Below are 18,206 nucleotides of genomic sequence, written 5' to 3' on the forward strand. Positions count from 1 at the left end.
CCCGGCGTCCGAGCACCCCGTGAGTCCCCGAAGGGATGGATCATGACCACGCACCTTTCCCGCCGAACGCTGCTCGGCCTCGCCGGTGCCGGCGCCGGCGCGTACCTGCTGAGCGCCTGTAGCGGCGACAGCGAGTCCAGCGACCCGAACGCGCCGCAGACCATCAACTGGTGGCACATCCAGAACACCGAACCGATGCTGCCGGTCTGGGCCGCCATGGCCAACGAGTACAAGACCGCGCACAGCAACGTCACCTTCACCATCCAGCCGCTGGAGAACGAGGCGTTCAAGGCCAAGCTCACCACCGCCACCCAGGCCGGCGACCCGCCGGACCTGTTCCAGTCCTGGGGCGGCGGCGTGCTCAAGCAGCAGGTCGACGCGGGCCTGGTCAAGGACCTCACCGATGACGTGAAAGACCTGGTCAGCGGCATCCTGCCGGCCGCCATGGAGCCCTACACGATCGACGGCAAGATCTACGGCATTCCGTTCGACATCGGCATGGTCGGGTTCTGGTACAACAAGGAACTCTTCGCCCGCGCCGGCATCACCGAGAACCCCACCACCTGGGCCGCCCTGCTCGACGCGGTGCGCAAGCTCAAGACCGCCGGCATCACCCCGGTCGCCCTGGCCGGCAAGGACAAGTGGCCGGCGCACTTCTACTGGTCGTACCTCGCGATGCGCATCGGCGGGGTGGACGCGCTACAGAAGGCCGTCGACGAGAAGAACTTCGACACCCCCGACCTCGCCGCCGCGGGGGAGCGGCTCAAGGAACTCGTCGACCTGCAGCCGTTCCAGAAGGGCTTCCTCGGCGCGGAGTTCGGCTCGCCCGACGGCCAGGCCGCCACCATGGGCAACGGCAAGGCCGGCATGGAGCTGATGGGGCAGTGGGCTCCGGCGGTCCAGGCGTCCAGCTCCACCAGCAAAAAGGGCATCGGCGACAAGCTCGGCTTCTTCCCGTTCCCCGCGGTGGACGGTGGCAAGGGCGCCGCGACCGAGGTCTTCGGTGGCGGCAACGGCTTCGCCGTCGGCAAGGACGCGCCGGCGGCCACCATCGACTTCCTGAAGTTCCTGCTCAGCGTGGAGAACCAGAAGCGGTCCGCGCAGACCGGTGCGGTGCTGCCCACGGTGAAGGACGCCACCTCGGCCATCAGCGACCCCAACAACAAGGTCGTCGCGGAGACCCTGGCCAAGAACACCGGCTTCCAGCTCTACCTCGACCAGGCGTACGCGCCCGCGCTGGGGCAGCAGATCAACGACAGCGTCGCCGAGATCATCGCCGGCAAAAAGCAGCCGGCGGCGATCCTCAAGGACATCACGCAGGTGGCGAAGACCGCCTGATCGTGAACCGTCACCCATCCGTAGCCGGCCGTAGAACCCGAGTGGAGCAGGCATGACCAGGCCATCGACCGTGTCGGACACGAGGCGCGGCGACACGGCGACCGATCCGCCGGCACCGGGGCCGGGCACCGCGCGACGGCGCGGCCGCCAGCCCCGGCCGGGCCGGGGTGGCGTCCTCGCCATTTTCCTGACGCCTGCTCTGGCGCTGTTCCTGCTGCTGGTGCTCGCCCCGATCGTGGTGGCCGGCTACGCCAGTCTCTACAAGTGGAACGGCTTCGGGCTGCCGGAGAACTTCATCGGGCTGGACAACTACACCCGGGCGTTCGCCGACCCGACCTTCCGCGGCGACCTGCGGCGCGGCCTCGTGCTGGTGGTGCTCTCCCTGGTCGTGCAGCTGCCCGTTGCGCTGGCCCTGGCCATGCTGCTCAACCAGCCACTTCGCGGCCGGGCCGTCTACCGGCTGATCTTCTTCGCGCCGTACGTGCTCTCCGAGGTCACCACGGCCGTCCTGTTCACCCTGGTCTTCTCACCCAACCGAGGGCTGGGCGAGGGGGTCGCCCGGTGGCTGGGCGCCGACGCGGGCACGGTCTTCGCCGACCCGGACACGGTGCTCTTCGCCGTCTTCCTGGTGGTGTCCTGGAAGTACTTCGGCCTCTACATGATGCTCTTCCTGGCCGCCCGTCAGGGCATCCCGAAGGAGTTGTCCGAGGCTGCCGTCACTGACGGTGCCACCGCCTGGCAGGCGTTCCGGCACGTCACCCTGCCCCTGCTCGGCCCGACCATCCGGATCAGCGTGTTCCTGTCGGTCATCGGCACCATCCAACTGTTCGACATGGTCTGGGTGCTCACCGGTGGCGGTCCGATCCACACCTCGGAGACCCTGGCCGTGACCATGTACCAGTTCGGCTTCAAGCGTTTCGAGGTCGGCTACGCCAGCGCGATCAGCATCATCATGTTCCTGCTGAGCCTCGTCTTCGCCCTCTTCTACCAGCGCATCGTCCTGCGCCGTGACACCGCAGGCGCGATCACCAACCAGGGAGGCCAGCGATGACCGCCATGGCGAGTCGCGCCCAGCGGACCCGCAGTGTCGTTCTGCACCTCGTCTGCATCGTCGTCGGCGCGCTCATCGTGGTGCCGGTGTGGTTCGGCGTGCTCGGCGGCTTCAAGGACAACGGCCAGCTGTCCAGCAACCCGCTGGGCTGGCCCGACCCGTGGGTGCCGAACTACCTCGAGATCCTGAGCGACGGGGTGTTCTGGCGGCAGCTCGGCAACAGTCTCCTCATTGCCGTGAGCAGCACCTTCATCGTCGTGGCCGCGGCGGCGATGGCGGCGTTCGTCTTCGCCCGGTACGCCTTCCGGGGCCGCGAGTTCCTGGTGACCCTGTTCGCGATCGGTCTGATGTTCCCGTTCGCGGTGGCCATCCTGCCGCTGTTCGTCCTGCTGCGGGGCATGGGTCTGCTGGACAATCCGCTCGGGGTCATCCTGCCGCAGGCCGCCTTCGGGCTGCCGATCACCATCATCATTCTGCGCCAGTTCTTCCGCACCATCCCGGCCGAGGTCGAGGAGGCGGCGGTCCTCGACGGCTGCGGCTCCTTCGGGTTCTTCTGGCGGGTCCTGCTGCCGATGGCCCGTCCCGCCCTGGCCACCGTGTCGGTGCTGGCCATCGTGACCAGTTGGAACAACTTCATGCTGCCGCTGGTCGTGTTCAGCGACCAGAGTTGGTGGACCCTGCCCGTCGGGGTCCAGGCGTTCCAGGGCCAGTACGCCGACGACACCGCCCGGGTGCTCGCCTACGTCGTGCTGTCCATGCTGCCGGCCCTGGGCTTCTACGCCGTGGCCGAACGCCAACTCATCGGCGGTCTGACCGGCAGCGTCAAGGGATGACATCGCACCACCGCGAGTAGACCTGAATCTCCAGCTGGACGAAGGGGGGACTGTGGGCGCGGAGAACGGCCGAAACGTCACCATCGCCATGATCGCGCGGTTGGCCGGTGTCTCCGTGCCCACGGTCTCCCGGGTCATCAACGGCCGCTCCGACGTCGCCCCCGACACCCGGGAACGCGTCGAGGCGCTGCTCAACCGGCACGGCTACCGCCGCCGGTCACCGGCCCGGCGCACCGACGCGGCCCTCATCGACCTGGTCTTCAACGACCTGGACAGCCCCTGGGCGGTGGAGATCATCCGTGGGGTGGAGGACGTCGGCCAGACCAGCGGTGTCGGCACCGTCGTCTCGGCCATCCACTGGCGGATCTCCTCGGCCAAGCAGTGGCTCGACAACATGCGGACCCGCTCCACCGAGGGCATCATCTTCGTGACCTCGATGGTGAACCCACCGTTGCAGGCCGAGCTGCGCCGGCTCCACCTGCCGGTCGTCATCATCGACCCGGCGGGGGTGGACCCGCAGGAGTCACCCACCATCGGCGCCACCAACTGGGCCGGCAGCCTGAGCGCCAACCAGTACCTGATCAGCCTCGGTCACCGTCGCATCGGCTTCATCGCCGGCCCGCCGCACCTGATGTGCAGCCGGGCCCGGATGGACGGCTACCGGGCCGCGCTCGGCGCGGCCGGCATCCCCATCGACGACGCCCTGATCCGCCCCGGCAACTTCTACCACGAGGCCGGCTTCACCGCGGGCACCCAACTGCTGGCCCTACCCGATCCACCCACCGCCATCTTCGCCTCCAGCGACCAGATGGCACTTGGTGTCTACGAGGCGGTCCGCAAGCGGGGCCTGCGGGTGCCCGACGACATCAGCGTGGTCGGCTTCGACGATCTGCCGGAGGTCCGGTGGTGCTCTCCGCCACTGACCACCGTTCGTCAACCCCTGGCCGAGATGGGCATGCTGGCCGCACGGACCGTGCTGCGCCTCGCCAGCGGCGAGAGAACCGAGAGCCCTCGCGTCGAACTCGCCACCGAGCTCATCGTCCGCGACAGCGCGGCGCCACCACGGCGACCGGCGCCGGCCCCGCAGCCGGGGTCGTGACGATCGCGTTCAGCCGTCGCGCAGGGCGTCGTCGACGCCCGTCTCCCGGCGACCGAGGTGCGCCGGGTCCCGATCGGCGAGCAGATCCAGCGCGGCCTTCAGGCAGGCGCCGTTCTCCCGGGAGGAACTGACCCGCCAGGTCTGGGCGTAGCGCTTCGCGCTGTCGTCGCCCACGCCGTTGGCGTCGATGCCGAGACGCCGGCACAGCGCCACGGCGCGCGGAAGGTGGAAGGACTGGGTCACCACCGTGGCCTGCCGCACCCCGAAGATGCGCTCCGCCCGCGCGCACGAGTCGTACGTGTCGAAACCGGCGAAGTCCGGCACCACCCTGTGCGCCGGCACACCCCTCTCCACCAGCCAGCTCCGCATTGCGGCGGGCTCGTTGTAGTCGGCGTTCATGTTGTCGCCGGAGACGAGGATCGCGCGAACCTTGCCGGCGACGAACAGGCGCCGCGCGATCTCCAGCCGGGCCGCGAGGATGGGTGAGGGCGTGCCGTCGGCGTCCACCTTGGTGCCCAGGACCAGGGCGACCGGCGCGTCCGGCACCTCGGCCTCGCCGTAGAGGTGGCCGTTCGCGGTGTCACGGATCCACCTCACGCTGGCCACCGTGCCCGCGGTCAGCGCCACCGCCCCCACCACGAGCGCCAGCACCGTGAGGCGGACGAGCCGCCGATGGTCCCCGTACCAACGCCTGGCCGTACCGAATCGCCCCCGCATGCCGCAAGGCTATTCCGCCCGCGCTCACGACTGTCGTCGGCGTCGCTGTCGACCTGATGCCGCAGACGATGCAACGGTTCACCACCGAGACCGCGCCGCGCGGCCTGCTCCGACGACCGACCCGTCGCGTCCTGTCGCCGTAGTGAGTCGCCTTCCCGACTGACGCACGGCTCAGTGACGTACATCTGCTTCGGTATCCGGGTTACGTATCCGGGACCGACGGGAGGGCAGATGGTTGCGGCACGCGAGACGGCGCCGCGAGCGGTGTCGGGCGGTGCGAGGCGGCATCGGCGGCGCCAGCGGACGCACCCATGGACCGATCGGGACATTCACCAACTCTCCGAGGGACGCGTCTCATGAGTTTGCGCACGCCCGCCGGGCCCGCCTGCGTGAACTGTGGTGAGGCCGTCCACGGCAGGGCCAACACACGTCACCGCGGCCCCGACATCGCCTGGTACGCGCACTGCCGTCCGTGCGCGGCACTGGTCGCGGACCAGATGCGGCCTCTCGGCGTTCTTCCGCCCGCCAGCGGCGTCGACGTCCACCGGTGTCGGACCTGCGGCAACCACCGGATCTGCCGGAGGGGTTGGCGAACACGCTGCCACATCTGCCTCGACGCGCGTTCCTCGGGAACCGCGCTCGACGTCGGTCGGGACATGCTCGCCCGGCTGCCAGCGGAGCCGGAACTGGCCCGCCAGGTGCGCCAGTTCGCCGATGTGGCCACCGATGACGCGGTTCCGTCGCGCGTCGCCGCCGAGTTCCGCGCCGCGATAGCGCTCGGGAATGATCTCGACCGCCGCCGTGGCGACGACTGGACTGATCTGGTCGGTGACGTCCATGGCCTTCCCTGGTACGGGCAGCGGGAGCAATCCATGTCCCACGGGACTTGGGGCGTGCACGTCCGCTGCGGCTCCTGGCAGCGGCTGACAGGCCCAGGTAAGGGTTGCGTCGCCTGTCCGCCGGCGGCCGGAGATCGCTCCTTCCTCGCCTTGCGGGACACGCCCTACCTGCTCTACCTGGTCAAACATCGCGGGCTGCTGAAGTTCGGTGTCGGCGGGACGTCGAGGGTGCGGGAGCATCTCCGGGCGGGTGCCGAACTGTTGGAGGTCGTCGAGGGTCGCCACGCCGACGTCATCGCCGCCGAGGCGATCCTCAAGCGCCGTAAGCGGGAGGCCGGACAGCCACTACGGAAGTGGCGGACCCAGCGGATGCCGACCAGCTTTGGTCGGGGCACCGAGGTCGTTCGCACCCGCGTGCGGATCCGGTTGACGGACGTCCTGCCAGACGGCATCGACGTCACCGACCGATTTGATTGACAGCCGCCTTCTCGGTGCGCTGGTGGCCGGACGGGTCGTCACCGAAACCTCCGTCGCGGCAGTGCCGCCGAACGGATCCACCCCCGGAGCAACGGCCGACACTGTTGTCTATGGACAATCGCTCGCTGTTAACGCTAACGTGACGGACAGTCGTCGATGCCCATCCGACCTCGGGGCCGCCGTGACGGAGCTGTCGCCACTGTCCCGGGGCGTGACGGGCGACGATCGTGGCGTGGGGCGGGTGGCACGTGGCCGGCGCGAGACGGCCCGAGACCACCACCGGGCGACCTGCGCGCCACGCGGCCGAGGCATGAACGGCCACCGGGATTCCAGGGCGCCGCAGTAACCGGGACAGTTGTGCGACGACAGCCCGGTCCGCCCACCTGCCCAGCGCACGTCGCTTAGCAGCGGCCCGCACCTGGGTCGTCCTGAGAACGGCAGCGGTCCCAGCCTGGCCGCCGCGTCGCGTCCCGCTGTTCGGAGTCCGGGCCCGAGCAGCGGGACGCCGCCCGGCCCGAGCCGTCAATTTCGGCACTGACATCATCACCACCGCCGGCCACCGCTGGGTCCGGGTGACGGTCACTCCGCGCCGGGCTGTGGCCACGATCAGACAGGTGACCCGGCTCGGAAGCTTTTCCGAGCCGGGCCACGTGCCGTCCAGGCAACCGAGCAGGCGTACCGACTCAGCTGCGGGTCCATTTCTGGCTGTTCGTGCCGTTGCAGCTGGCCAGGACCACCGGTGTGCTGTTGGCGGTTCCGGCGGCGTTCGGCGAGAGGCACAGGCCGGACTGCACTCCGGTGACCGTGCCGTCGGTGTTGAGGTTCCACTGCTGGTTGGTGCCGCCGGTGCAGTCCCAGATGATCACTCGGGTGCCCGGCGAGGTCCCGGCGCCCTCGGCGTCCAGGCATTTCGTGCCGTACACCTGGAGCTGTTTCGCGGCGGTCGACGTCCACTGCTGGTTGGTGCCACCGTTGCAGTCCCACAACGTCAGCTGGGTGCCGTTGGTCTGCGACCTGGACGGCACGTCCAGACACCGGTTGGCGCCGGTGTTGCGCAGCGGAGCCGACGTGCCGCCGGGCGGCGGGGTGGTGGGGCTCGTGGTGTCGAAGCCGAGGAACCGGATGGCCTGGGCGGCGTCGAACGGGATGGAGTGACCGTACCCCTGGAAGCTGATCGCCTCGACGGGCGCGGTGCCGCCGGTGCCCCCGTACCGGGTGCGGGTGGCGCTGGTCTGCGGGGAGTCGGTGTAGCTGGGGGTCTGCGACACACCCTGCACGTTGGTCCACTGCTTGATCTGCTCGCCGAAGTTGACGTAGCTCAGCGTGGTGTCCGTGGTGCCGTGCCAGATCTGGACCCGGGGTCGCTTGCCGGTGTAGCCGGGGTAGGCGTTGCGGACCAGATCACCCCACTGCTGCGGGGTCTTGACGATCCGTCCGCCGGAGCACTCGCTGTTCCACTCCGAGCCGTTGCTGGTGGCGAAGCAGCCGAACGGGACACCGGAGGAGCTGAACCCGGCATGGAACAGGTCGGGGTAGAGACCGACCATGACGTTGGTCATCATGGCGCCGGAGGAGAACCCGCCCACGCCGATCCGGGTGGCATCGACCGGGTAGCGGCTCCGGACGTGGTCGACCATGGACTTGAGGCCGATCGGGTCGCTGCCGCCGTCGCGCCGGAGTGCCTGCGCCGACGAGACGTCCCAGCACTTGCTGCTGCGGGTCACCGACGGGTAGATCACGATGAAGCCGTAGCGGTCGGCGAGGGTGCTGAGCCCGAAACCGGAGTGCACCGCCGGGCCGCTGCCGCCGCAGTAGTGCAGGGCGAGAAGCAGGGCCGGCTGGGCCGCGACCCGGTCCGGCACGTACAGGTGCATCTGGAGGTTCGTGGGGTTGGTGCCGAAGTTGGTCACCTGGGTGAGCGTCGCGGCCGACGCCGGGGTGGCGGGGGTGACCACGGCCGTCACCGTCGCCAGGGCCGTCACCAGCGCGGCGGCCAGCAGTGCGATCCTTGATCTCATCGGCGGTTTCCTCTTGTCGTGAGTCGGGGACGCGTTGTCGTGAGTCGGGACGCGTCGTCGTGAGTCGGGACGCGTTGTCGTGAGTCGGGGACGCGGCGGCAGCGCGGTGGTCCCGCCGAGGCGGTCCGACGGCGCCTGGGCGGTCCCGACGCACGCGACATCCGCCGCGCGTCACCGCAGCTGCTGACATGTCCTGATGCGACGTCCTGATGCCCTGGGGACGCCTGACCACCGAGGCCGACCAGCGAGGGGCCTCCCGGCAGCCGACGGACGCTGATCGCCTCGCATCGACTGTGAGCGATAACATGCCGTTCGTCAAGCCGTAACGTATGACGTCTGTCGATGCCGTGCCGGCGGTTCCACGCCGGACGCCCCTTGAGATATCCGAACCGACAGTGCCATTGTGGTACGTCGATGAAGAGCCGCGCGTGGGGCTGACGTCCGTCCACTGGGCAGCGGGGATCCAGATGTGATCTCCGGGGACGGTGACACAAGCGATGGACCAACGAGCGTCATCCGTCCCCGAGTCTGCCCGTCACCGCGCCGCACCCTGACCGGCTGGGCGGCTCGACTGCGCGAAGGAACCCCGCCCATGCGTAAACCGAAGACCCGCGCGGCACTCCTGGCGGGCCTGCTGCTCGCCGCGAGCGCGCCCGCGGTCGTCAACCCGCCGACCGCCAGCGCGGCGGCCGACCCGGTCACCGTGACCGTCAACGCCCGCGCGGGTCTGGCGACCGTGCCGGACACCGCGCTCGGCGTCAACCATGCCATCTGGGACTCGAACCTCGGCACCACGGCGACGTCGGACCTGCTCCGCGACGCCGGGGTGCAGATGATGCGGTACCCCGGCGGCTCGTACGCCGACATCTACCACTGGAAGGACCACACCGCGCCCGGCGGCTACGTCGCGCCCGGAACCGACTTCGACACCTTCATGGCGGCGGCCCGGCGCGTCGGCGCGCAACCGATGATCATCGCGAACTATGGCACCGGCACGCCCGCCGAGGCCGCCGACTGGGTGCGGTACGCCAACGTGACGAAGGGCTACGGCGCGCGTTACTGGACCGTCGGCAACGAGAACTACGGCAACGGCCACTACGGGTCCGCGTGGGAGGCGGACGACCACCCGGACAAGAGCGCGACACAGTACGCGCGGCTGGTCGTCGAGTACGCCGACGCGATGAAGGCGGTCGACCCCGGCATCAAGGTCGGGGCGGTGCTGACCATGCCGGGCAACTGGCCGGACGGCATCACCGCCGGCAGTGACCCGGGCCCGTGGAACCAGACCGTGCTCTCCATCGCCGGCCCAAAGATCGACTTCGTGGACGTGCACTGGTACCCGGGGGGCACCGCCGCCGAGTCGCTGGCCCGGGTCAACCACCTCCCCGACGCCACCTACCTGCTGCGGCAGCAACTCGGCAGGTACGCCGGCGCGAACGCCGACCGCATCGGCATCAGCTTCACCGAACTGAACGTCGACGCCGGCCGCAACACCCAACCGGCGGCGCTGTTCCTGGCCGACGTCTACAGCGGGCTGCTGGAGAACGGCGTCTTCACCGCGCAGTGGTGGAACGTGCACAACGGCATGGGCAGCGTGACGCAGGTTGCCGGCCAGACCGACTACGGCGACTTCGGCATGCTCTCCAGCGGCGCGTGCACCGAGGACGGCTCGGTCTGTCAGCCACCGCTGAACACGCCGTTCGCGCCGTACCACGGGTTGCGCATGATGAAGCTCTTCGCGACGACCGGCGACCAGTTCGTCCGCGCCGGCACCGACGAGCCCCTGGTCACCGCGCACGCCGTCCGCCGGAGCAACGGTGACCTCGCCGTGCTGCTGCTGAACAAGGACCCGGACAACGCCCACCCGGTCACCATCGACTACGCCGGGTTCACCCCGTCGGCCGCCGCGCCGACGGTGTCCACTCTCACCAACGGCGCCACCGACATCGCCACCAACCAGTCCGGCTCGGCGACCAGCCGGACACTGCCGCCGTACTCGTTGACCACGCTCGTGCTGCGTCCGGCCGCAACGACCGCCGGCCAGCCGGCCGCGCCGGGCCAGCCGACCGCCAGCGGCGTGACCGACCGGGCGGCGACGATCACCTGGCCGGCGGCCACCCCGGGCGGCAGCCCGATCGCCAAGTACGAGGTGCACCGGCAGAACGGCGCGGTCAGCGAGCAGCTCGGCGAGACGACGAGCACCTCGTTCACTGTCGGTAATCTCATGCCCGGAAGCAGGTACACGGTCAACGTGCTGGCTCGCGACACCGCCGGCCGGGTGTCCTGGGCGTCACCGCCGCTCACCTTCGCCACCGGGAGCCCGGCCACCAGCGCGTGCACCGTCCGCTTCACCGCCAACAACGACTGGGGCAACGGGTACATCGGCGGTGTCGAGATCACCAACAACGGGACGCGCCCGCTCTCCGGCTGGACGCTCACCTGGACCTGGCCCACCGGCTGGCAGCAGGTCAGCAGCGGCTGGAACGCCACCTGGGAGCAGGTCGGCACCGCCGTACGGGTCACGCCCACCAACGACAACCGGCAGATCGCGGCCGGCGGCACCGTGAGCGCCGGCTTCGTCGGCGCGTACAGCGGGCCCAACGTGCTGCCCACCGCGTTCACTCTCAACGGCATCGTCTGCGCCACCAGCTGACAATTCGCGGCCGGCTGATCCGTTCCTTCGGGGCAGCCGGGCGCCCGGTCAGCCGACCTGCCTGACGGTGACCGTGGCCGAGCCGGTCTCGTCCGCCACTGGGTCTCCGGAAGTCGGGGTGTCCTTGGCCTTCGGATACCCCGACTTTCGGGAAGGCGGGTGGATCAGCCCTTAACCGGCTGCGCCGTTGGTGACACTCCGCTGTGGAGGCCACTACGCTCAGGCGGTGGCTCGCTGATTCGGGCCGAGCTGACGTAGCGTCCCACGCCGGATAACGGCCTGAGTAATTGTGGGGAACACTGAATGGCCGACCTGCCGCACCCGCTCGCCGCGTTCATCGTGACCGAGATCCGTCGCGCCCGAGGGGCCTCCGGGATGACCCAGGAGTCTTTCGGCCGGGCTGCCGGCTTCAGCGCCTCCCATGTCAGCGCCGTGGAGAGCGAGACGCGGGCGCTGACGATGGACTTCATCAAGGGTGCCGACCGGGCGTTCAAGAACGGCGGCCTGTTCGAGCGCATGGTGGGCAAGCTCGGCGCACCGTCCTGGTTTCTGCCCTGGTTGGACGCCGAGCGCACGGCGACGCAGCTCAGGTGCTTCCAGCCGATCCTCGTGCCGGGTCTGCTTCAGACGGAGAGCTACGGCCGTGCCGTCATCCGCTGCGATGACACCTTGAGTGATGACGAGGTCGAGAAGCGGCTCGCCCACCGGATCGACCGGCAGGCAGTGATCACAAAGGCGAACGCTCCGCAGTTCATCGCCGTCATCGCCGAGGGGGTGCTGCGCCGCGCCGGGCTGGCCTTCCGCGAGATCATGGCGGGCCAGATAAAGCAGTTGACCACCCTCGCGGAGCGGCCGAACATCAGCGTTCACGTGTTGCCGGACGAGGTCAGCATGCACGTCGGCCTGACCGGGCCATTCAGCCTGGCCCGGCTGCCCGACCACAAGTGGGTGGGGCAGATGGAGAACCAGCTCGGCGGCGTCGTCATCGACCGCGACGATGATTTGGATACTCTGATGTCGAGGTGGGAGACCGTTCGTAACGAGGCGCTGCCCCGCCGGCAGTCACTGGATCTGATGAAGGAAGTGGTGACGTCATGGACCTGATCGGCGCTACGTGGCGCAAGTCCACCCGCAGCGGCTCCGGCGGCGGCGACTGCGTCGAGGTCGCGGACAACCTGCCCGGCATCGTCGGCGTGCGGGACTCCAAGGACCCCGAAGGACCGGCGCTGGTCTTCGGGCCGGTGGCCTGGCGGGCATTCGTCACCGAGGTCGCCCGGCGGTCATAGCCGCCTCGACAACGCGCCGAAGCGCCCGCCCCCCGATGCGAGGGGGCGGGCGCTTCGGCGCGTGCGGGGCCGGTCAGCCGACCACGGACCGCAGGGGCACCTTCGCGTCGCGCAGCGCGCGGACCAGCTCGCTCGCGAACGGGTGTTCGTCCACCTGGAGTCCCTGCGGGTTCGGGATCACCACGTACGCCGAGTCGTTCTTCGCGGACGTCTGGGCGGTGGTGGTGAAGCGTCCGACGATCGCCCGGGTGCGGGGTAGGTCGCTGGCCGCCACCTCGATGGTGATCGGCCGCCACCCGCCGCCCAGGTCCGCCGTCACCGGCGCGGCGGCGGCGCTGGCGCGCGCCGCGTCGGTGCCCGGCGCGCGTCGGGCGCCCGGCTGGCTCGCCGGGTAGAGCAACGCGTTGGCGACCAGGTGCAGACCACTCTCGTTGTACGCGCGGAAGAGCGGATTGAACGCGAACAGCACCGCCCGACCGGCGCCGGTCGGCTCGTCGACGACGGCCGCCGTGCCCTTCAGCGCGTCCTCGCCGACGGTGTAGCCGTTGGCCCAGAACGTGTCGCCCGTCGGGTAGGTGAGCACGTTCGTGCCGGTGGTGCTCGGGTTGAGGATCGGGTCGCTGTTGTTGAACTCGAAGTCCTCCGCCGGGCGGCCCGACGCGACCGGGCTGTCCTGGTCGACGTCGACGCGCAGGTGCGAGCCGATCACCAGGTAGTCCGCCGGCTTGGTCTTCTCCGTGGTCGAGGTGAGCCCGGCGGCGCGGGCCATCCGGGTGCCCTCGTTGCGCAGGCCGACGTAGGTGTGGCCCCGGCCGATCCAGTCGCGCAGGTTGGCCTGCCCGGCGGCGGTCAGACCGCCGGTGGCGCTGCTGCCGTCGGGCACCAGCAGCACGGTACGCCCGGTGAACGCCTCGGTGTTGTCGTTGATGTCGGCCGTGGTGACCGGCTTGAGGTCGAGCCCCCACCGCTTGCCCAGCACGTAGCGGGCCTCACCGTGCGACCCGGAGGTGGTGGAGATGCCGGTGCCCTGGAACAAACCCACGTCCGGCAGGGCGAGCGGGGTGCCGGTGGGGCGTCCGCCCGGGGTGAGCGTGACCCCGAGGGATCGGGCCAGCTCGTCGACCGTACGGCTCCACGTGGTCGCCGGGATGGCGACCCTGCTGGTGGTCAGGTCGCGGACCACCGGTACGCCGCGGCCGAGCAGGGTGAAGGTGAGCTGCGCGGCGGCGGCCGAGTCCAGCGGATAGGTGTAGGAGCCCCAGGGCCACGCCGCGCCGGTGCGACCACCGGTCACCTTGCGGACCAGTTCGGCCTTCGGCCGGACGCTGTCTCCGGTGTAGATGGTGTTGATGCCCATCAGCAGCGGGTTGCTCCAGGAGGACACGTCGTAGAAGTACGGGAACGGGACGTACGGGTCCTCGCCCATGACGGCCTGGATCCAGTGCTTCTGCGGTTGGTCCATCGGGATCCAGTACGCACCCTTGGGCACGGTCACGTTGGTGGCGCTGCGCCCCCCGAAGACCCGCGCGGTGGGCACCCGGGTGGGCTTTTGCACCTCGTACACCTCGACGTCCATCCGGCGTAGCCGCTCCACGAGCTGACGGACGTCGGCGAGCTGCCGGTCGGGCAGCAGGAAGTACGAGCGGATGGTGATGTCCGGCACCGGGAACTGGACCTCGTTGCTGGGTTGCACCACCTCGTTCGGCTCCAGCGTGCCCGCCCTGCCCTGGGCGAGCGCGTCGGTCCAGATGTCGAAGTAGCCGTCCAGCACCTCGCGCTTGTTGGCGGCGGCCCAGCCGAGCGTCGACCACTGGGTGTGGAACTGCTGCTGGACCCGGTCGGCGACGGCCGACGCGCTGCCCTTCTCGTACGTCATGCCGGCCGCGCCGAAGCCGGTGGTCGGCACCGTGTCGCCGTAGCCCATGAAGAACATGTCGTACGTGTCGTAGTTGAAGTAGCACTCGGTGGTGACGGTCTCGTCGCAGGCGCCGTTGAAGCCGAAGCCGGCCTTGTTGGCCTCGCCGATGCGGTTGATCCAGTCGACCGCCTCACCGGCGATCTCGTGGTGGATCGGGTCGGCGTTGGGCGGGAAGAAGTACTGCCGGCCGCCCATCTCGTGCGCGTCGATGAAGACCTGCGGCGGGTAGCGGCGCAGCAGTTCGAGCTTGCCGTCGGTCTCCTGCTGGGTGCGGGCGAACCAGTCCCGGTTCAGGTCGAAGCCGAACTCGTTCTGCCGGCGGGTCGCGTCGCGGCCGTCCGGGTTCTGGGTGGGGACGATGATGGTGACCAGGTTGTCGTTGCGCTTGGCGACCTCGCAGGACAGGCCCGCCGCCAACTCGTACAGCGTCTTGAGCGCCGCGTCGGCGCCGCTCTTCTCGCCACCGTGCACGTTCGCGGTGACCCAGACGATGGCCGGGCTGTCCTTCGCCGTCCGGGCGGCCGTCCGCGCGCTGGTCCGGCGCGGGTCACGCAGGTCCCGTACGTCGTCGGCGATCTCGCGCAGCGCCGCGGGCCGCACGTGCCGCTCGTTGGACACCACCGCGTACGGCAGTGGCTGGCCGAGCACGCTGGTGGTCATGACGCCGGTGACGACCCGGTTCGAGGCGCGGTCCACGGCCCCGAGGTACGTCCGGACCTCGTCGTTGGTGACGACCCGCTCCTGCCCCGCACCGAGCGGAAAACCGAGCACGGTCTCCGGGCTGGGCACGGTGCCCAACCGGGCGGTCGGGTCCGTGCTACAGGAGGTCGGTGGGGCGGCGCTCGCGGCCGACGTGCCGCTGAGCAGGGGTGTCAGGCCGAGCAGGAGTGCGACGGTGGCGACACCCGCCAGCCGTTTCGGGGGGACGGTCCAGAACGAACGCGACGATGGGGCCATGTTCTCGGGTTCCCTTCTCGGGAAAAGCCTCGCAGTGGCCGGAGCCTATGGACGGGCGGTTGGAGCGGTCAAGCGTCTGATCGACTTCGGTGACTGCGAGGGATGCCGGCAGCCGGGCCGGCTGGCAGGATGGTGACGTGCGCATGAACCCACCGCCGTGCTGAACGGAAGGAGGAGACAGTGCCTGCGTCTGTGGAGACGATCACGCTGGTGGTCCACCCGGATCTTCCGTCCGCCAATGCTGGGCGTTCTCTCGCGTCCTGGTTGCGTTCGGAGGATCGGCTTCGCGAGAAGGTGAGCACAACGCCCGCCGTCGAGGCGACGGTGTCGTCGTCCGACGACATGACGACGGTGGCCACCCACCCGCTGCGGGTGGCCGTCGACAGCGGTGGCGATGTGATGGTGCTGGTTCAGGCGATCGCGGGCTGGTTGACCCACCGCCGCGACGACCTGACGGTGACCCTCACCGGTCCGGGCGGTTGGTCGGCCGAGTTGGACGTGCGCCGGGCTCGTGACATGGGACAGGTGACCGCGCTCGTCGGAGCCGCCATCGACGCGGTGGCCCGTCAGCAGGCGTAGCCGGGCCCGCCGCCGGCCGAGGAGTCGACCGGCGACGGGCCGGGTGGATCGTGGATCGGGTAGGGCTACCAGGTTGTGAGGCCGACGCCGATGGTCTTGGTCAACGTGGCGTTGTCGTCGTCACCGTCGAGCGACCAGATCATCGCGCCGGCCAGGCCGGCCCGTCGGATGTAGAGCGTCTTCTGCAACACGACAGCCGGGTCGTCGTACGTCCACAACGTCGTACCGTCGAACAGCCAGGCGTGCCCGGCGCGCAGGTCGCGGTGCACCGTGTAGCCGTTACCGGCAAGCGTCTTGAGCTTCTTGTAGTCCTCGTACCCGGCGTCGAAGGTGGCCGGCGCGGGCCCGGTGGCCGGCTGGAACAGGCCGTTGCCGCCACCGGTGATACCGGTCCACCCGCGACCGTAGTACGGAATGCCGAGGACGAGTTTGTCCCGCGGCGCGCCACGGGTGATCCACCCGTCGATGGCCACCTCGACGGAGAAGTCCGGATCGTCCGGCGCGCCCGCCGGGACCCGCAGCGCCGACTGCTGGTTGGCCCGCGCGTCCCAGCCGCCGTGGAAGTCGTACCCCTGCACGGTGGCGAAGTCCAGGTACCTGAAAATCTTGCGACCCTCGTAGCCGGCGTCCATGGTGGCCGGGCTGGCCGGCAGGAACGCGGTCAACGGGTGGTGCGCCCGGGTCGTGCGCCCGTACGCGTCGAGCTGCCGGCGGAACTCGGCGAGCAGTTTGGTGAAGTTCTCCCGATCCTCCGGGCGGATGACGTTGCCGGGCTCGCCCTCCGAGCCGGGCCACTCCCAGTCGAGGTCGATGCCGTCGAAGACGCCGGCGCCGGCACCCGGGGTGCTGCCCGGGAGGTTGCCCTTGAGGTAGAGGTCGATGCAGGACGTGACGAACGCCTTGCGGGAGGCGTCGGTGCGGGCCGCGTTCGAGAAGTACGTCGACCAGCTCCAACCGCCCAGCGAGATCAGCACCTTCAGGTCCGGGTGCTTGGCCTTGAGCTTGGCGAGCTGGCCGAAGTTGCCGTTGAGTGCCTGGCCCGGCGCGTCCGCGACGCCGTCGACGCTCTCCTCGGCGGGCGCCGGACGCTGGTAGTCCGCCCAGGCGTCGCCCTCACCCGGCCCGCCGTCCAGGTAGCAGCGGCCGTCCTCGCTGACATTGCCGAAGGCGTAGTTGAGGTGGGTGAGGCGGCTCGCCGCCCCGGAGGTGTCGAGCTTCTTGACCGGGAAGGCCCGGCCGTAGATGCCCCACTGGGTGAAGTAGCCGACCCGGTGGTAACCGGTGCGGCGCTGGTGGTTGTCACCGGCGCTGGCGGCGGTGGGCGGAGCGGCGGTGACCAGCAGGGTCGCCAGGGCGACGACGGCGGTGAGACGGCGGTGGCGGAATGGTCGCATCGGCACACTCCCACGAGAATCAGACAGAATTAGTAAAGAGAGTTATCTGATTGATGAAGTTAAGCCGGCCACCGTCCGGGGTCAAGGGCCGTCCGTCCACATGGGGGATTGTGACGGCGTTACCGGATGTTAACGATGTTGTGCCATGGACTCCGCCGTGATTCTGATCGGACTTCCCGTCGCCCTCGGCATCATCATGCTCGGTCTCGGGCTCAGCCTGACCGTGGCGGACTTCCGCCGGGTGGCCCATCACCCACGAGCCGCCGTCATCGCGCTGGTGTGCCAGATGCTGGTGCTACCGGCGCTCTGCTTCTGCCTCGTCCTCGCGTTCGACCTGGCGCCCGAGCTGGCCGTCGGCATGATGCTGCTGGCCGCCTCGCCCGGCGGCACCACGGCCAACCTCTACAGCCACCTGTTCGGCGGGCACGTGGCCCTCAACATCACCCTGACCGCCATCAACTCGGTGCTCGCCGTGTTCACCCTGCCGATCCTGGTCAACCTGTCGGCGGCGTACTTCCTGCCCGACGGACGGAGCATCGGCCTACAGACCGACAAGATCCTCCAGGTCTTCGCCGTCGTGCTCCTGCCGGTCGCCGTCGGCATGCTGATCCGGGCGCGGGTGCCGCACGTCGCCGAGCGGCTGCACCGCCCGGTCCGGATCCTCTCCGTCATCGTGCTCGTCGCGGTGATCGCCGGCACGGTCCTCGGCGAGCGCGAGACGGTCGCCGAATACTTCGTGTCGGTCGGCCTGGCCGTACTCGCCTTCAACCTGCTCAGCCTCGCCATCGGGTACGGCGTGCCCCGGCTCGCCGGAGTCGACCGGAGCGCCGCGACGGCCGCCGGGTTCGAGACCGGCATCCACAACAGCGCCCTGGCCATCACGATCGCGCTCAGCCCAGCGCTGCTCGACAGCACCCAGATGGCGATCCCGGGCGCCGTCTACGGCATCGTCATGTTCTTCACCGCGGCGGCCTTCGGCTACCTGGTGACCCGCGTCGGCACCCGGCCCGCCAACGCCCTGACGCCCGACCGGCCGCTGCGCTGACG

General features: G+C 69.8%; 14 protein-coding genes. 10 read left to right on the forward strand and 4 right to left on the reverse strand.

All coding sequences use genetic code 11. The features are described 5' to 3' along the window. The first annotated feature begins 42 nt into the window (after positions 1 to 42). Genes AB0J33_RS08305 through AB0J33_RS08320 form a run of 4 tightly spaced genes read left to right on the forward strand, consistent with a single transcriptional unit; the run spans position 43 to position 4,321 of the window. Positions 43 to 1,338 (forward strand): extracellular solute-binding protein, encoded by a 1,296-nt coding sequence (locus tag AB0J33_RS08305; protein WP_363611253.1) that lies wholly within the window; start codon positions 43 to 45, stop codon positions 1,336 to 1,338. 52 nt (positions 1,339 to 1,390) lie between these two features. Next, positions 1,391 to 2,389 (forward strand): sugar ABC transporter permease, encoded by a 999-nt coding sequence (locus tag AB0J33_RS08310; RefSeq protein ID WP_363611255.1) that lies wholly within the window; start codon positions 1,391 to 1,393, stop codon positions 2,387 to 2,389. Further along, complete coding sequence (locus tag AB0J33_RS08315; RefSeq protein WP_363611258.1) at positions 2,386 to 3,222, forward strand: carbohydrate ABC transporter permease; 837 nt, start codon at positions 2,386 to 2,388, stop codon at positions 3,220 to 3,222. The genes AB0J33_RS08310 and AB0J33_RS08315 overlap by 4 nt, the downstream gene beginning before the upstream one ends. 52 nt (positions 3,223 to 3,274) lie before the next feature. Then, positions 3,275 to 4,321: a LacI family DNA-binding transcriptional regulator gene (locus tag AB0J33_RS08320; RefSeq protein WP_363611260.1), complete on the forward strand. Its 1,047-nt coding sequence runs from the start codon at positions 3,275 to 3,277 to the stop codon at positions 4,319 to 4,321. Between the two features lie 9 nt (positions 4,322 to 4,330). Here AB0J33_RS08320 and AB0J33_RS08325 read toward each other — a convergent pair whose 3' ends face one another. After that, on the reverse strand, positions 4,331 to 5,038 hold the full coding sequence (locus AB0J33_RS08325) for an ElyC/SanA/YdcF family protein (protein WP_363611262.1): 708 nt from the start codon (positions 5,036 to 5,038) through the stop codon (positions 4,331 to 4,333). 698 nt (positions 5,039 to 5,736) lie between these two features. On the opposite strand from AB0J33_RS08325, the gene AB0J33_RS08330 reads away from it, so the two are divergent. Then, complete coding sequence (locus AB0J33_RS08330; RefSeq protein WP_363611264.1) at positions 5,737 to 6,354, forward strand: hypothetical protein; 618 nt, start codon at positions 5,737 to 5,739, stop codon at positions 6,352 to 6,354. A gap of 683 nt (positions 6,355 to 7,037) precedes the next feature. Here the strand turns inward: AB0J33_RS08330 and AB0J33_RS08335 are convergent. Continuing rightward, a complete protein-coding gene (locus AB0J33_RS08335) occupies positions 7,038 to 8,372 on the reverse strand; it encodes a PHB depolymerase family esterase (RefSeq protein ID WP_363611266.1) in 1,335 nt (444 codons plus the stop codon). A 592-nt stretch (positions 8,373 to 8,964) separates the two neighbouring features. Here AB0J33_RS08335 and AB0J33_RS08340 point away from each other — a divergent pair. The 3 genes from AB0J33_RS08340 to AB0J33_RS08350 all read left to right on the forward strand — a co-directional run bounded on the left by AB0J33_RS08340 (position 8,965) and on the right by AB0J33_RS08350 (position 12,311). Next, complete coding sequence (locus tag AB0J33_RS08340; RefSeq protein ID WP_363611268.1) at positions 8,965 to 11,025, forward strand: cellulose binding domain-containing protein; 2,061 nt, start codon at positions 8,965 to 8,967, stop codon at positions 11,023 to 11,025. 303 nt (positions 11,026 to 11,328) lie between these two features. After that, a complete protein-coding gene (locus AB0J33_RS08345; protein ID WP_363611270.1) occupies positions 11,329 to 12,129 on the forward strand; it encodes a helix-turn-helix transcriptional regulator in 801 nt (266 codons plus the stop codon). Next, entirely contained in the window at positions 12,120 to 12,311 is a 192-nt protein-coding gene (locus AB0J33_RS08350; RefSeq protein WP_363611272.1) for a DUF397 domain-containing protein, read from the forward strand. Before AB0J33_RS08345 ends, AB0J33_RS08350 begins: the two co-directional genes overlap by 10 nt. A 73-nt stretch (positions 12,312 to 12,384) precedes the next feature. On the opposite strand, the gene AB0J33_RS08355 is transcribed toward AB0J33_RS08350, so the two are convergent. Beyond that, positions 12,385 to 15,186 (reverse strand): M14 family zinc carboxypeptidase, encoded by a 2,802-nt coding sequence (locus tag AB0J33_RS08355; RefSeq protein ID WP_363611274.1) that lies wholly within the window; start codon positions 15,184 to 15,186, stop codon positions 12,385 to 12,387. Between the two features lie 180 nt (positions 15,187 to 15,366). On the opposite strand from AB0J33_RS08355, the gene AB0J33_RS08360 reads away from it, so the two are divergent. After that, positions 15,367 to 15,765: a hypothetical protein gene (locus AB0J33_RS08360; RefSeq protein WP_363611276.1), complete on the forward strand. Its 399-nt coding sequence runs from the start codon at positions 15,367 to 15,369 to the stop codon at positions 15,763 to 15,765. Between the two features lie 65 nt (positions 15,766 to 15,830). Here the strand turns inward: AB0J33_RS08360 and AB0J33_RS08365 are convergent, their stop codons facing one another. Beyond that, entirely contained in the window at positions 15,831 to 17,159 is a 1,329-nt protein-coding gene (locus tag AB0J33_RS08365) for a glycoside hydrolase family 18 protein (RefSeq protein ID WP_363611278.1), read from the reverse strand. A gap of 145 nt (positions 17,160 to 17,304) precedes the next feature. Here AB0J33_RS08365 and AB0J33_RS08370 point away from each other — a divergent pair, with 145 nt between their 5' ends. Further along, entirely contained in the window at positions 17,305 to 18,204 is a 900-nt protein-coding gene (locus AB0J33_RS08370; protein ID WP_363611280.1) for a bile acid:sodium symporter family protein, read from the forward strand. Positions 18,205 to 18,206: the final 2 nt, after the last annotated feature.

This window comes from Micromonospora sp. NPDC049645, assembly GCF_040675155.1.
Taxonomy (GTDB): Bacteria; Actinomycetota; Actinomycetes; order Mycobacteriales; family Micromonosporaceae; genus Micromonospora.